Origin of the sequence: Vibrio aquimaris (assembly GCF_009363415.1) — a bacterium.
In the GTDB taxonomy this organism is placed as follows: Bacteria; Pseudomonadota; Gammaproteobacteria; order Enterobacterales; family Vibrionaceae; genus Vibrio; species Vibrio aquimaris.
Genome location: NZ_CP045351.1, coordinates 1,073,415 through 1,089,351, shown reverse-complemented (window position 1 = coordinate 1,089,351; position 15,937 = coordinate 1,073,415). Strand labels below are relative to the sequence as shown.

At 41.2% G+C, this 15,937-nt stretch carries 12 protein-coding genes; 3 read left to right on the top strand and 9 right to left on the bottom strand.

The annotated features are described in order from the left end of the window. Positions 1 to 186 precede the first annotated feature (186 nt). Positions 187 to 2,577 carry a hypothetical protein gene (locus FIV01_RS19290; protein ID WP_152432571.1) on the top strand — a complete coding sequence of 797 codons (2,391 nt, stop codon included), beginning with the start codon at positions 187 to 189 and terminating at the stop codon, positions 2,575 to 2,577. An 85-nt stretch (positions 2,578 to 2,662) separates the two neighbouring features. Here FIV01_RS19290 and FIV01_RS19285 read toward each other — a convergent pair whose 3' ends face one another. Together FIV01_RS19285 and FIV01_RS19280 are read right to left on the bottom strand one after the other, a co-directional pair. Continuing rightward, positions 2,663 to 4,780, bottom strand: a complete 2,118-nt coding sequence (locus FIV01_RS19285; protein WP_152432570.1) for a hypothetical protein — start codon at positions 4,778 to 4,780, stop codon at positions 2,663 to 2,665. After that, on the bottom strand, positions 4,780 to 6,375 hold the full coding sequence (locus FIV01_RS19280) for a M91 family zinc metallopeptidase (RefSeq protein ID WP_152432569.1): 1,596 nt from the start codon (positions 6,373 to 6,375) through the stop codon (positions 4,780 to 4,782). The genes FIV01_RS19285 and FIV01_RS19280 overlap by 1 nt, the downstream gene beginning before the upstream one ends. A gap of 432 nt (positions 6,376 to 6,807) precedes the next feature. On the opposite strand from FIV01_RS19280, the gene FIV01_RS19275 reads away from it, so the two are divergent. Further along, positions 6,808 to 7,569, top strand: coding sequence for a YdcF family protein (locus FIV01_RS19275; RefSeq protein WP_152432568.1), 762 nt, complete (start codon positions 6,808 to 6,810; stop codon positions 7,567 to 7,569). Positions 7,570 to 7,628: 59 nt separating this feature from the next. Here FIV01_RS19275 and FIV01_RS19270 read toward each other — a convergent pair whose 3' ends face one another. The 4 genes from FIV01_RS19270 to FIV01_RS19255 all read right to left on the bottom strand — a co-directional run bounded on the left by FIV01_RS19270 (position 7,629) and on the right by FIV01_RS19255 (position 11,721). Then, complete coding sequence (locus tag FIV01_RS19270) at positions 7,629 to 9,392, bottom strand: ABC transporter transmembrane domain-containing protein (RefSeq protein ID WP_246210545.1); 1,764 nt, start codon at positions 9,390 to 9,392, stop codon at positions 7,629 to 7,631. 209 nt (positions 9,393 to 9,601) lie between these two features. Next, positions 9,602 to 10,495 carry a hypothetical protein gene (locus tag FIV01_RS19265; protein WP_152432566.1) on the bottom strand — a complete coding sequence of 298 codons (894 nt, stop codon included), beginning with the start codon at positions 10,493 to 10,495 and terminating at the stop codon, positions 9,602 to 9,604. Further along, a complete protein-coding gene (locus FIV01_RS19260; protein ID WP_152432565.1) occupies positions 10,437 to 10,628 on the bottom strand; it encodes a hypothetical protein in 192 nt (63 codons plus the stop codon). The genes FIV01_RS19265 and FIV01_RS19260 overlap by 59 nt, the downstream gene beginning before the upstream one ends. Positions 10,629 to 10,671: 43 nt before the next feature. Beyond that, positions 10,672 to 11,721, bottom strand: a complete 1,050-nt coding sequence (locus tag FIV01_RS19255; RefSeq protein WP_152432564.1) for a hypothetical protein — start codon at positions 11,719 to 11,721, stop codon at positions 10,672 to 10,674. A gap of 427 nt (positions 11,722 to 12,148) precedes the next feature. Between FIV01_RS19255 and FIV01_RS19250 the strand changes: the two genes are divergently transcribed. Then, positions 12,149 to 13,153, top strand: a complete 1,005-nt coding sequence (locus tag FIV01_RS19250) for a Gfo/Idh/MocA family protein (RefSeq protein ID WP_152432563.1) — start codon at positions 12,149 to 12,151, stop codon at positions 13,151 to 13,153. 55 nt (positions 13,154 to 13,208) lie between these two features. Here FIV01_RS19250 and FIV01_RS19245 read toward each other — a convergent pair whose 3' ends face one another. The 3 genes from FIV01_RS19245 to FIV01_RS19235 all read right to left on the bottom strand — a co-directional run bounded on the left by FIV01_RS19245 (position 13,209) and on the right by FIV01_RS19235 (position 15,734). Beyond that, positions 13,209 to 13,784: a cysteine dioxygenase gene (locus tag FIV01_RS19245; RefSeq protein ID WP_152432788.1), complete on the bottom strand. Its 576-nt coding sequence runs from the start codon at positions 13,782 to 13,784 to the stop codon at positions 13,209 to 13,211. A gap of 205 nt (positions 13,785 to 13,989) precedes the next feature. Then, positions 13,990 to 14,940 carry a LysR family transcriptional regulator gene (locus FIV01_RS19240; protein WP_343040076.1) on the bottom strand — a complete coding sequence of 317 codons (951 nt, stop codon included), beginning with the start codon at positions 14,938 to 14,940 and terminating at the stop codon, positions 13,990 to 13,992. A gap of 191 nt (positions 14,941 to 15,131) precedes the next feature. After that, the gene (locus FIV01_RS19235; RefSeq protein ID WP_152432562.1) at positions 15,132 to 15,734 is read right to left on the bottom strand and encodes a nitroreductase family protein; all 603 of its coding nucleotides are present in this window, start codon (positions 15,732 to 15,734) and stop codon (positions 15,132 to 15,134) included. Positions 15,735 to 15,937: the final 203 nt, after the last annotated feature.

Genomic DNA, 15,937 nt, shown 5'->3' with positions numbered 1-15,937 from the left:
TTTTCATAAGTTATGATATAGAGACGGCAATTATAAATTTTATTAATGAGAGTCTTGTGATCTTCTGCCAACATTTGAATGACTAATGTTTGCACTAAGTAAATCTATAACGTACAAAAAATAAACATACTATAATGTATTCATAAAAACGAAATATTCGGGGTTTAGATTACATGCAAACAACTTATGACAACAGTTTTACAAATGCAGAACATTGATACTCATCTTCCTACTCTTCGCTCGATTAGCGAACATGTGCAATCATACAAGCTGCCAAGCCTAGCCCAGTGTATTGCTCATATCAAAAATAGAAAAATTGACGCTAACAATGTCAAGCTGGCACGGCTGAAGAAAGATATATCGCATCAAGTGAAGACGTTAAAGCTTCATCAAGTTGGCAAAGATAGCGTTATAAGCGATAACATCGATTTAAAAGAGGCTCGATTATTAAATAAAGAGCTCGGGCGATTAAGTACAATTGATAAGTTAGTAGAAGATCAAAAATCACGAGCTGAAAAGTACGGTAAAGAAACGGCGTTTTTAGGCAAAGTGGGCGCTAGGCAGCAAACCTCCACGGGTATTAATATCACTGGTAGTGTTGATGCAAGCGGCGCGAAAGTATTGAGTAAAACATTAGGCTTCGAGTCTGGCTGTCGCCTAGATAATAATGATGAAGGCTCAGTGAGAGTCAACAAAGTTCAACGTGTTATGGCTAAGCTGTGGACTGGCCTCTCTTTTAAAATAGGTGATAATGTTGAGCTAGGTGCAGGCGCTCAAACTCAGTTCTCAACAACTCAAACTAAATACAAAAAATTTACCAATCACACAGAGCTTGCTCAGTATCTAGCAAAAAAATCCTCATCTAAACTGATACAGCAGCAGCAAAAAGCCCTGAACGCTAAAGACACTGTGGCCCCTCTACTCTCTGAACATCTGACCAACTTAGATGACAAGAAGTTTGACCACCTATATCAGTCAATTCGACCAGAGCAGAAGAAAACATATAAGCATGGTATCAAAAATAGGCGCACCTCAGAGGGCGAGGTAAATGCAACAGCAAAGTTTGCTATTAGTCCTCGCTATACACTAGGAGCTCAAGCTGCAGTGCAAGCTTCGAAAAGCAAAGAAAGCACCGTTGAGACAGTGTATGAAGACCTTACCCAGCATCTAACAAAGCCAGAAAAAATCACTCAAGTTGCGCCTTTTCTGAACGCCTTTTTGCCCGATACCAAACAGCCTAAGGAATGGATCGCCTTTTCAGAGCAATTAGAAAAAGACATCATCGATTACTCCAGTAGCGTCAAGAAACATGATTATCTCAAGTCATCTACTCGATGGAATGCATCGCATGAATGCAATAAGCACAGATTAGAAGATAAATATGGCAATATTGGTCGCCATCAACAATTGCAATTTTTCCATTTGTGCCATGCATGGCTGAATGCTTCTGCTCGCGAGTTATCCCCGTCTTCAACACATTCAGAAAACGATTTTTCTCGCCTTGCAGACCGCGTAAAACAAGCGCTACAAAACGTTGACTTTAACTACTCTCAAACTCGACTTAATCGACTTACCAAAGTCAGACAACATGTTATGGAGACCAAAAAAGACATCAACCAAACCGCAAAAATACAAGTTGGTCCAATTGCTCTTACCATTCATGAACGCGAGCGACACTTTATCCATCCAAGTCGAGTTCGATGCGGAGATTACAGAGATGTCAACATTACACTGTCAGCAAACACTAATTTAACAGAGCTACTGCAGGTTCCTAAGCTGCAACAGCAGCTTTCTGAAGCACTGGCCAGTCATCAGCTTGACTCTATTATTAGCATGAAAACCATACTACAACTCGACCTGACAGGGTTAGTTACCATACAGAAGCGTTGGTTTAAGCCTGATGCTAAACAGCTCGCGTTTAATGACCAAGTGCAGCGTCAGTTCACTCGCTACTATGTGGGGAGCGATATAGTAACAAGTACAACCGGTAGCCTTCAAACAGGCGCTGGCTATTCACTCGATGGCAACTTACGCTATCAACAAAGGCAGCAAAAAGTGGTCGGGGAAGATATCGATCCTAACGATCTTATATACAGCCTAGTCAGATTTAATAAACTGTATAAAGATGCGGGCAAAGATCTTACCTCAAAAGAAAACCCTTGGAATGAATTTGTACAATTACACAAAGCCAGTTTCCAACAAATGTTTGTTAAAATGAGCGATACCGATAGTGCCGTGAACCATCAAGCACATACGCTACTGCAGGAGGCGCAAAAAGAAGGCCGCCCTCTAATAACAGAAACCGAATTTTTTGACCATATGCGGGCCTATAAGAAAGCGTTAGAAGAAGCGGAAGACAGACAATATGAAGACATTTTCGCTAACACTCTTGAGGCTTTGAACCTATTGCTGATTAGCCAATTTGTAAAAACAGAAAAGCTACATAAAGCGACCTGGACGAAAAAGCCATTCAAAGCTGAGCGTTCAAAAGCGCTCAGCAACAAAAGCAAAATTGCTAAGGCATTACATTTACAGAGAAAAGTGCCTCAAAACAAGCAAACAGACTCTTCAAAATAGTAGTAAACATAGGTTCACATTCAGTTTCAGTAATCTATTAACAAGCTCCGCTTATGATCACGGAGCTTTAAAGCTTAAAACAAGGTTAACTTTGACTCGCCGCAATCAGTGCCTCATTCTCTATCACTTGAGACCATATATCCATCAAGACTAAATGCTCAAAAGGTCTCCAGCGCATTGCTGGAATATTTAACACCGCATAAAGCTGAGCGCTAACATCATGCCAATACTTGTCGCTAAGATAGGTTTCTCTATTAACCGATTCAGTGAGATAGGTTCGATGCCCTTGCCCCATTTGTAAAAACCAGTCTACGGGGAAACGTTCGTTGAAGTGAGGCAAAGACTGCGCCCAAGGCTGAGAAGATAGGTACCAGTATGGCTTACTTAGATAGGCGTTAAACATGGGGCCATAAAGACTACTGGGCCAAATGCGTTGCTGCCATGATACAGGTAGGAAGTGTAGCTTTTGTTGTTGCCGCAGTTCATACTGAAAGCGAAAAACAAAATCCCCAAGCATAACCCAAGCTTTATGCGTATCCATACTAGAAATAATTTCTCTTATAGAGCGGTACATATAAGGTAATGCTTGCTGAGCAGTCAAGTTCTCAGGGATCCCTTCAAGCACATCAATGAGCAATGGCATATCCTTTTCAATGATCTGTAGAGATGGGTTGCCTAAATAGGGTAACGCATAATAGCGATCTTCATTTCTATGCTTCCATTGTGTCCATAAGTTTATGTAAGGTTCATCCAGTTCATCCTCCGACCAAGCATGCCTGTTATGCTGAGAGAGGTAAGCTTGAGTATCAACTGTCACTAAAGGTTGATTTAATCTTTTTAGCAGAGGGTCTTTAGTTTCATCAAATAACACTTCTCGACCTTGGTAAACATTGCAGCTATAAAGACCACACACTAACTCCCCCTCATCCACCATAAAGCGACCTGTAGTCAATTCCTGACCTGTTGCAGGGCACTGCATGATTTGTAGTGAAAAGTTGTTGATTGCTATGCTTCTTGCTCTTTGATAAAGGCTCTGCTGATAAAGGATAAGATCATCACTGGCGATAACTGACTGAATAGCTTCATCAATTGCGGTTTTCTGCTGCTCCAGTATAATCCTCCGCCAGCTTGAGATATGAGCCATAGCCTGATCGACCATTTTTGTTTTATAAGCAAAAAAATCGCTTCTCGCTTGCTCATTTAAGCGGCTTCTTCCTACACCAATAACCATTAGATTCTCAATCAAAGATTGGTAAGTGCATTCTCTTAGTTGTTGTGTTTCGGTTAAGCTCGCAATCTCGTCTGATTGTAAGTTGTTTTCGAGCAATTGGCGTTCATTGATACACGCTCGCTCTCCAAAATCATGAGTTAAGTGCTCAGTCGAGTTATAGCGATTGAGCATAAGATGCATGTACTCGGAATCCATTTGGGCGAAGGTGTCATCTAACACTTTTTCAATTTCAAGTACCTTTGCACTGAAAGTCGCATCGTAATGCAGCATATGTACACTGATAATCCTTTTCGCAAGCTCGTTAGTATGGTTCTTCAGCTGCTGATACTGCTGGTATACATGAGTTGCTGTCGCTCTATTAGTAAGGGTTTCAGGGCTATCGTTAGCATACGTATAGTGGCCTAGGTTGGCGAACTGCTCAAGACGCTTTTGAGGGCTGTCCATATGAGAGAGAGTATCGTAATAGCTAACAGCAAAGCCAATAAAAGGGATCGGCTCTAAGGTCACCGCCAGCCTGTCTAGTGCTGTTGCTGAATCATCCCACATAGTTCTGACTAATCTGTCATACCAAGGGATCAAAGTAATTACATCAAAACCTGCAGATAAACCTTCCGCCACGCCGTGTAACAATTGTCGACTCAAAGTACGCTGAGCAAGACGTTGAAACTGACTCTTCCTTGTATTGGATGCAGTGCCGACTGCTTGAGTATTCTCACTAATAGCAGCAGCTAAACCTGACCATGCCCGATTTCCTGACAGAGTGTTGCCCTCTGGAAAAACCAAACTCGGGATTTGTTCAATCGCAGAAAGCGACTGAGCATTTTGTAAACTCGATGAAAACTCGGTATCAAGTCTAGACAGCCAAGTTTCCTCCTGCTCTATTTGGCTACTCAATAGATCACATCTTTGGGCAGCTTGAACCTGAAATAACAAAAATGATAATAGAGCCGTTAAGTAGTATTGGTATCTCATCACAAACTCCAGCATTTTTTCAACTGAGGAAGCGGCTTTTCTGATAAAAGAGTCACATCCTGCTGCAAAGCAAGATCTGCCCATGCTTGTTTTAATTGAAAAGGATGTATTCTGGCATGTGACGCAAGCTCACCGGTATGATTAACCATAAGTGAAGTGCCTTGCTTTGAAATATGCTCAGCCAGCCTAATCGCATTAATTTCGTTATTCGGAGCAAATAAGGCAATATTGCTCGCTTGACTGAGCTTTGTGAGCCCTTCTCCTATAACTTCACTTGTACCAATCGATACAAACTTTACCTCAATATTAGGGTTGTTCGCCGCACTGGCAATCGCCTTTTCCTGAAGTTCGCGCACAAATCTTTTTTTACCGTAGGAGAGACTTCTAAACTCATCACCTTCAAGAATTACAATATCACTGTCTGTCGCTTGGGCGATATCAAGGACATTCTTTGCGTCTCGGTTGAGCCTAGGGCTAGTGTTGTGGTCTCCAAACACACTCGAGCTCATTACCACTAACGGGTTATCAGAGTTATCTAAATATGATGTGGTTGTATGAGTACGTTCGGCCAACGCACTGACTTTTCCGGGGCGTCGACTAAGTATAGACGTACTGCGACTACCTAGGCTAGGCGAATCAACATGCTGGTAAGGAAGCATACTACTCGGCCAGTACATATCTCGAGTAGGCACTCCTAATTCCTTGGCCAAATGATATTCTGTTACAGGTTTTTCCTTTTTCAGTAGAGCAAGGTTCGTTTTTACCTCTTTGTAATCAGCTTGTGAGACTTGTCCTTGCTTCTTGGCTTGATACCAAAGGTCACCATAACTTTCTCGGCGCTCTATTGAACGTTGACGTGTAATAGTAGGCTTTTTTATTTCTGCGGCTGCTTCCTTATTTCGATAAGCAATGCCTGTCGCTTCAAATTCTTTACGTGCGAGCTGAAATTCAACACGTTCACCCTGCCTAAAACTCACCCCTTGTTCATCTACACCATCGATAGGCGCAACATGTGACACAGCACGTACTCCAGTGGGTAAACCGCCGGAAAGGTAATCTCGAGCATGTACCAGCTCATGGCCTAACGCGACAGAAGGCCTGATTGTTTCTGTCGAACCAGGAATAACAACTTCTACATTAGGATTAAAGTAAATACGCGCTGGCACTCCAAGCCCATTTGATTGATTAGCCATATAAGAAGCATCCGCGATAAGAGGCTCAGTAACAAAGCTTTTACTTTCGGTTCCCTCCGTTATCACGACATGGATATTCTTCAGCACACTTTCAGGAGCCGCTTCCCTAGAGTATGGCAGGGCTCTTAGCTGGTTTGGTAAAGGTAACGGATGGTAATGTGAGACCTGGTTTAGTAAAGACCTGCCCGTGGAAGTGCTTTTAATCTGCTCAAGCAAGCTTGCTATATTAGCAATATAGTCCTGTGATGAACTTTGTACATAGATACCCTTTTCAATTTTAAATAGATAGCCATTAGAGTCACCAATATCGATTATATTTTTCCCATCTGGCGGACCGTAGTATAATGTAGCTAATGAATTAAGCGAATAAAAAAATAATAACGCGGTAAGTAACACTCGCATCTTACATGCCTCTTTGTTTTATTATCTATAGAGATTACAAGGTTGTTAGTAATTATAAAGTTACAATTTATTCAGACAGACAATAGAATATCTATAGTATAAATAACCATATTTCAGACAATGATTTTGATTTTATATAATCCTCTTTTTGACCTGTCTAATAGACATAGTAAACATTGTATTTATTTTGCTTTAAAAATAGTCATAAAAATTTGACCGTGATCATTTAAAAAGCAAAAAACGTAATAAACACTCAAAAATCAAGGCTTTTAGCACACTATTTGCTCTAATAAAACACTGATATTTAAAGATACAAATATCAATAATAAATTATAGTACTATTAGAATTTATACATACACCAAAGGCTAATTTCAGATATACTTATGAGTATTAGCTTCATTGGGTAGGCAATTTTTAACTAAAGGGCATGTATGAGTTTTTTTATTCTTTCTTTACTGCTAATATTTGCGTTTACAGCCAAAGCGTTAAAATGGAGAAAAATATTTTTTGTTTCATTACTGATGTTTTCTTCTCTATTTTTACTTACGGGAATAGGTATTATTCCTAGCTATTTACTGTCCACATTACAAGAACAGTATCAAGTAAAACATAAAGTGAAATGGTCAGACAATAATGCCATTGTTTTACTCGGTGCTGGTACACAATTTATTGATAGAAGCAATAACTTTGAGCCAACCTTCTTTTCCTTTGGACGAATACATGAAACGGTAGCACAATACTACGACTGCGCCGAACAAGATTCGATATGTAAGATCATCATTAGTGGTGGGGATGCACAAGGAAACGGTGTTACCGAAGCTGATATCTATAAAAAGGAACTATTAAGACTCGACATCCCTGTACAAGACATCATTTTGGAAGCGGACAGCGTCAACACTTGGAAAAATGCTCAGTTCACTTCAGTACTTCTTAACCAACAACAAACAGAAACTGTGGTGTTAGTCTCTTCTGGCTTACACATTAAACGAAGTCAGCTCTACTTTAAGCACTTCGGGATTAATACGTTGCCTATGAGGGCTGATTATATGGACGCAAGGGTTTCCACCATACCACTGTGGTACAACTTCGCGGTTACTGATTTTGCGCTACATGAATATACCGGTATAGCTCGTTACCATTGGTACAATTTCACGGGATGGAACGTCACTCAAGAGCAGCCAGGTGATGTATAGCGTATGTCCGTCACTTGCCTATAATACGCTAGCAAATGAAGCTCGCTTTTTTAAACACTCTACGCCGACTCATTGACTGAATTAAACTGTAGGGCGACCAGCCGCTGATACAACTCACAGCGATTTAGTAGTTGCTTATGGTCGGCAATATCGACTAATTTACCCTGCTCTAAAACCGCTATCTGGTCAGCATGTTGAATAGTCGATAGTCGATGAGCAATAATGACCGTTGTTCTATTTTGCATCAAAGCATCAAGCGCCTGTTGAATATGGTGTTCACTCTCACTATCTAGTGCACTTGTTGCTTCATCAAGTAGTAGTATCTCTGGATCCTTAAGAATAGCTCGTGCTATTGCGAGACGCTGACGTTGCCCACCAGAAAGACGAACGCCTCGCTCACCAAGGAAGCTGTTATAGCCATCAGGTAATTTAAGGATAAAATTATGCGCATGCGCTTTTTTCGCTGCATTAATCACTTCTTCATCCGAAGCATCCGGCTTACCATACCGAATGTTATAAAATACATCTTGACTAAACAAAGCGGGCTGTTGAGGAACAATCGCCATTTTTTGACGTAAAGCGTTAAGATCCAAATCACGAATATCGGTACCGCCAAGTGTTATTGAACCATACTGCGGATCATAGAACCTCTGTAATAATTCAAATAATGTTGTCTTTCCTGCCCCTGAATGCCCTACTAGCGCAACTACTTGACCTTTTTTTACCGTTAGCGTCAGCTTTTCAATAGCAGGTTGTTCCGGTCTCGATGGATAAGAAAAAGTCACATCATCAAATCTAAGCTCGGTAGATAAGCAAGCTACATCCGTTGAAGGTTTACTCGGGAAGGTAATTTGGCTCTCAACTTGAAGAAGTTCAATCAATCTCTCCGTTGCTCCGACGGCTCTTTGCAGCTCGCCCATCACTTCAGATATATTTGCCAACGATGATGCGACCATAACCGAATAGAAAACAAACGCTGCTAGGTCTCCACCTGAAATAGTTCCATTGATCACATCATTGCCACCCACCCATAACATACCTGCAATAGCACTGAATACAATTAAGATAACACCTGAGATAAGAATGGCCCTTTGTTTCACTCTGCGGCGACCGATATCATAGGCTTGTTCTACTTCGATAGCGAAAGCATGACTTTCTAAATTCTGCCTTCCATAACTTTGAACTGTTTTAATCTGCTCTATTGCTTCACCTGCATAGCTTCCGACATCAGCAATAGAATCCTGACTTTGTCGAGAAAGTTTTCTAACTCGCTTACCGTACACAAGAATAGGTAGAATGATAACTGGGACAGAAATCAGAACAATCAGAGTTAACTTAATATTGGTCGCAAACAACATAATAATGGCACCTAAGCACATCAGAGCACTACGCATAGCCATTGAAAGTGATGACCCAATGATACTTTGCAGCAATGTGGTATCTGTTGTTATTCTGGCCATTATGTCGCCGCTTCCGTGAGTTTCAAAGTAACTAGGATGCAGTGTTATAACATGATTAAATACCGCGAGACGTATGTCTGCACTCACTCTCTCCCCTACACTAGACACTAGGTAAAAACGAAAGAATGTGCCGAGTGAAATCAATGATGTGACCAATAGAATAAAACCGATGGCCACATTGAGTGCTTCTCCAGATTGCTGGGCAAAACCTTGATCGATAAGTAGTCGAATTCCTTGGCCAACAGATAATGTTAGGCATGCGGTCATGACTAAAGCCAGCAACGCAGCCGAAACTTTCCAGCGGTATGGACGAATAAATTGTATTAACTCGACCAATATATGCAGAGATCGCCGTTCAGTCATGGTTGAACGGCTTGATGAAAGATGAGAAGTTGACTGATTAAAGTCTGGCTGATGAGCGCCACGCATAATACCGCCTAATAAATTGGGAGTTTGGTTAAAAGCTCAGATTTGTCTTTTGCTCGGCTTGTAGCAAAAGATTAACACTGCTCAGTACCGCCAGCCAATCAATTTGAAGCAAAGGTTTGTACAGTTAGCACAACAGAATAGAGTTAGTTGCCAGCCAATTGATTTAAGAACCTGAGCTGCTGGCGCTCATGGTCTGTCATTTGATAAGCTTCATCGGTAAGGGAGTCCGTGTCAAAGCTCCCTAGTAGGAAACGTTCAGGGCTAGCATTACCATACATAGCCTTCTCTCCTGGGAAGCCCGACATACGTTCTATGATGATATCGCCCAATTCAAAACTGGATCTTCCACTTGGCAACACCCGTTTATATGCTTTAAGCTCTATTGCCCGTAACCCTTCCAACAAGTGCTCTTTTTCAACTAAGGACGCCAAAGCAGTACCATCCGTTTTATACAAGGTAGCCCTAAGACGAAATATGCCTGCTTTCTTGATGTACAAAGCCACGGGGATCACTAAATCTGGACCTTTTGCGAAACTCGGAGATACCGAATCGATACTCGCCACAGAATGATACAAACGCACATCAGCACTAATAACATCATAGCCTCTACTAAAATCGATTCTGGCCACCAACCTCAACTCTTGGGGCCAAGTTTTAGAGGGTGTAATGTGCCACTTTCCATCATCAATATCAAAAGAGGCCAAGGACATCTGAGTATTTGTATCAACTACATCTAGTGTGGCTGTTTGAACCACTTCATTGCTCACTAACTCCACCTGAATCGCTTCAGGATAAAAGTAGCGAAACTTCTCAGCCACTAGCGCTGCCGTCGTTTGTCCATTCAAAACAGGAACCTCAACGGGTATAAACTGATTCCAGTTTTGATAGGCACTATTTTTAATCGGTTGGGAATAGGACGGAAAACTGAGTTCACCTTCATGACGCAATGCGACATTGTGCCAGTTGGGTTGCACATTTTTAACTGCTATAGCTGGATAAGGTAGCTGAGCCAATATCTGATGGTAGCTGACTAACATCAGTCTTAGCCGTCACTCTACTAGATTGAGCGATATCGGCTTCATCAACCAAGTCAATGTCAAGCCACAGCAATACACCGCCCAAAGTAACAACAGCAGAGAGCACACCAATTTTTCTTACCAAAGCAGTCATGTCATATGTCCAACAAATAGGTACACGTTTTCCACCCTAAAAATCAGTGAAGGTTGGAAACGATTTCAGACATAGTTCTGCTATCTGAACCCTCAACGTAGAGATACTTACTTCGCCACCATTTGCTTTCTTGATAGGTTTCGACTCCCACAGTTTGTCCATTAGCAAGAGAGATATCATTGATACTCGACGTCAATTTACCCTTGTACTCAGCTTCAACCACATCGCTATGGCTATAACCATCTCCCATCAGCACAGGATAATGAGCTGGCATAAACTCTGAGACTCCATTGGACTGTCGTTCGACTTTGCCATTCATCGCTAAACTGGACGAACAACTGTTAAAACTACCGACCCTGAGAGCTCCACATGCAGAATGTGCAGCAACAACTCCATCATCATTACCCGGCAAAAATACTGACGTTGCTTTGTAGTATTCTGTACCATTACCTATAAAGCGAATCCTAGGAATCCGATTGTCTGACAAGCTCGCTATACTTCGTGCATTAGACACCCTCAAATCATTGAGCACGCCAGTATTAGTTCGATTGGGCATCTCACCAAGCCATAACGAAATAGCGTAACGCATAGCACGATTGGCTAGGCCACCTCCTTCGACAACATTCATAATAATATCGGCAAGCTCGGAGCCTCCTCCCGCACCAGCAAAATCATAGGTTGCAACAATATTAATAGGCTCAAGCCCCGCATTTAACAGCCAGTTCTCTTGATTGTCGAGTATGTAGCGCGCAATAAGGTCGCCTGCAGAGTGGGTGACTAAGATACATCCAGACTGGCAAATTCCATTACGCGACAGCTCTTGTAACTTGGGCCATACATATTGACTGGAAATTTTTCCTTCAATGCGCTCATGAGAAGGCCAATCTATACGAGCATCGGCATATTGAAGCCAATATTCTTTCCAAGAATCTTCTCCATCTCTCTCGACCTGAGCTCTATCGGGTTTTGACTGTAATTGATCTGACTGAAAACCATGAATGAGTATTACAGGGTAATTTCCTATCGCTGCATACCCAATAGTAGAAAATACTACTGATAATACCAATATGATGATACTTGCCGCTATCTTCATAATAAAGCGCACCTTTTATGTCCTGAATATGATGTAGATTGCTATTTAGTTACGAGCAAAATTCACAACATCGAAACGCCTTTGCTGTTCTTTTAGTGTTAGTTGTCAGTTGGTTTTTATGCAACAGATTCGATATTCGCTTTTGTACTGAGTTAAAAAAACAGTATTAATATTTCCTCTTTATTCATTTAAGACCACAAAATACACGCCATTAAAATTTACTATTATCAGCTAAGGTCGAAATGTCATGTTTTAATGCTAAGAGAATCGACTTTTTATCAACTAACTATCCCCATAAAGTGCACCATTATGTGTTATTCGCACCTAACTCAGTCTTGTTATCGGTTTGAAACTTTCACTATTGACTCAAAACCCATTAGAACCCTAGTATTGTCCATAACCGAAATAGGCGATTTAAGGAATAAATATGTCAGGACATAGAGTTAGCTGGGCGATTGCTGGACTGGGTAAAATAGCCCACAGATTTGCCGAGGATCTAACCAAGCATGTTGCAAATGGGTACTTATACGCGGTTGCTTCTCGATCAGAAAAACGATCGCAAATGTTTGCTGAACACTACGACGCAAAAAAAGCCTACGCCTCTTATCAAGATCTGGCAAACGATCCGAATGTTGACGCCGTTTACATAGCAACCATCCATCCATTTCATTATGACATGGCCAAGTTATTTTTAAGTGCTGGCAAACACGTCTTGGTGGAAAAGCCCGCTTTTACAACAGTAAAAGATTGGGATGAAATGCAGAGCCTAGCCTCTGAAAAGGAAGTGCTCTTAATAGAAGCTATGAAGTCAGTTACTTTCCCTGCGTATCAGAGTCTGCGTCAGTTTATCAAGCAAAACCACGTTGAAATCGCGTCGATTGAGGCAGCTTTCGGCAACTGGCACGAGTTTGATACCAAGCAACAAATATTCAATCCCGACTTGTGCGGCGGAGCCACTCTAGATGTAGGAGTATACCCATTGTGGTTATATGTTGACATATGTCACCTGACTGGTTCAGATGTTTTCCCTCCCAAAGTCAACTATTGGCAGGACAACACAGAATCTGAAGTCGATGAAACTATCGAGTTCAACTTTACACAAGGCATAAAGGGTAATATTAAAGCTTCAATTACTCGAAATTTAGAGCGCCGTGCCATTATACTAGGCCCAGACATAAAGATTATCATCCACGAAAAGTGGTGGAATCCAACCAAAATTGATGTGTTCTACAAAGAGGAGCACACAGTGATATCCCCTGCCATCACGGGAGGAGGTTTTGAACATGAAGCAACTCATATCTCAGAATTAATTATCAACAATGAAACTAGCTCGCCACTAATTACAGCTAAGACAAGCCGAAAAGTTATCGATATTATGGAACAAACTCTAAGAAGCCAAGGATTGGGAAAACTCTTAGCAAGAGCAGATTAAAAACTTTAGAGAGGCTATAACGCCTCTCTGTATTAGAGATAAGCGAACTTGCAAGTTAGATCTCGTAAAACCACGTGTCTTGCTGCAATTCAAGTAGCTCAGGTTGGCCTTTTTCAAGTTGATATAAATGAAACTGACTTAGCGGAGGTGAATAAACATGTAGTGTGACCAAAGGTTTATCATCTGCCTGTAAGTTGGAAATTTGATGAATGTCATTATCCATACTCACTGTCACACTTCCCTCTCGGTGATGTGTTGATTGAGCCGCATAAATGTAACCATTCTCAGCCGTTTCAAATAGGGTTTCTGTAGCCTCCCCCTTGAGCACACGAACACCACAAGCTGTATTGAGATGATCATGAATCTTACTTCTTTGACCATTGAGCCAGCTCAAGATCAACACTTCACAGTGCTGATTCTTAAATAAACGCTTGCGACAATAATTATCTTCATCAAAACTTGCTAATGATTTTACTTCATCATCTTGCAAATCGACATTCTCTAATATGAAACGAATTGTTGCTAGCGACAACGGTTTGTTCACTAACTGAATCTGTTCGATAAAAGACGCAAAACTGAGCCTAAAGTCACTATCAAGCAATGCAGCCAGTGCTAGAGCTGGTAAGGTCATTGTTTGTGGATTTAGCAAGATTCCCTCCCCATCGAAGTCTTAATCTTGTTTTATTGTTACTAAATGATGACATTATAGACATATCGATGTATCAAAAGTGCAAAAAATAGTCCAATTTAGTGATTTTAATCGGAAAATTATAGTAATAAACAGAAAAAACATTTACCTAAAAAGTTCATAGGAATATTGGCCGAAAATAATACCTTCACACACACACTGAATTAGGCGTAACCTTTACCGTCAGCGAATGATAAATCATTTTTCTAAGCCAAATATGACTCGGGTCCGTTGCCTTTCTTTTGTGCCAAATCGCATCAAAATTAAACGAATCAATGTGAAATGGCGGCCTAAACAGAGTCAATTCAGATTGCTTTTCCAGTGTTCCTAATGTCCTCTTAGCTGCCGTTAGTATCAAGTCCGTACCTCTCACTAACTCGCCGGCGATACTAGAATGAGGAAGGATCACACTTATATTGCGTTTATGCCCTATTTTATTTAGGGAATTATCAATTTCATTATCAACACCCTCTTTAAGAGCGATAAGAAGGTGAAAACGAGACAACCAAGCTGATAAGCTTAAATAGCCACAATCAGGAAGTGTTGACTTATCAGCAACACAAACAAACTCATCTTCAAACAGTGTTTCTTTTTGAAGTTCCTTATCTATATCTGGAAAGACCCCAAAGGCGATATCGCACTCACCGTCCACAACACTGGCTATCATCGCCTCTCTACTGCCCTGCTTTATTATAAATTTGATGTTGGGAGCAATTGCCCGTATTTGAGACAATAAGTTGGGTAAAAGCACCCTAACACCATAGTCTGACATCGCAATACGGAAAGTTCGATTGGCTAGCATTGGCGAAAACTCTGGTGGTTCAAACAAAGTGGTCAATTGAGCCAGAGCTTCTTCTAAAGGCTGGAGAAGCTCTTCGGCTTTCGACGTTAATTCCAGTTTCCCCGCTCGACGGATTAAAAGAGGGTCATCAAAGGTTTTTCTTAAATAGGCCAAAGAGTGACTAACCGCAGGCTGACTTTTGCTGAGCCGAATTGCAGCACGAGAAATATGCTTTTCAGACAGCAGTGCCTGTAAGGTTACTAAGTGATTGAGGTCAACTCGTCTTAGGTAATTCATATTTGGGCTTGTAAACGGCATTATTACTTAACTCATTGTACAGTATAAAAAAACAGACTTACTTTCAATTCACCTATCGCCATATGATCTGTAGTTTGGGCGCACTCCAAGTTTTTATAGCGTGGGTATGCTTGTCTCCGTTATCCTCCAAAATTAGGCTAGACACCGGGCATAAGCAGGTGCTTAAAACGCACTGTCGGCGTCGTTCCAAACTACTCATAAATAATGCAACGCTCTTCGTCACTGATAATGGATTTCGCTTCAGGGCACTTTTCTATGGTGCCAAAAGGCAGTTGAGCTATCATTTTCCAAGTACTAGGAATGTTCCACTCTTGTGCTACACCCTGATCAATAATTGGGTTGTAATGTTGGATAGAAGCTCCTATATTCTCGGCGGCTAAAGCTGCCCAAACGGATAGCTGCGCCATACCATTAGCCTGTTCAGACCAACTTTCCATGCTATCAGAGTCGTCAGGGTAGCTTTGCTGTAGCTGGTTAATCACTTCAATATCTTCAAAAAAGAGAACCGTACCAAAGCCAGACGCAAAACATGCATCAATTTTTGACAGGCTTATATCTAATGCGTCAGACGTCTGGACCTTACTTAACTCATGTTTAACCAGAGCCCAAAGTTTGCAGTGGTGATTACCGAATAGAACGACAACACGTGTACTTTGAGAATTAAATGCCGACGGCGACAACTTAATCGCTCTATCAACCAGATCGGAGATATAATGCTTAGGGAGAGTGACGCAGTTGCCCAAGTAGTATACAGAGCGTCTCCTTTCGAGCTGGAGCAGAAATGAATTTTTCATTAGCATTCCCATGTTAATATTCTTTTAATGATAATTGTTCTTCTTTCTCTATCAGGGAGCAATATTGCCTTTATTCATCTAACCTAGGAAAGTCATTCTTATCACAATAGCCATAGCTAAATCATGGAGTTTGATTCAACTCACCAGCAAGCTTACATAATAAATGAATCTGAATTTTTAATACAAACAGTATGCATCAACTT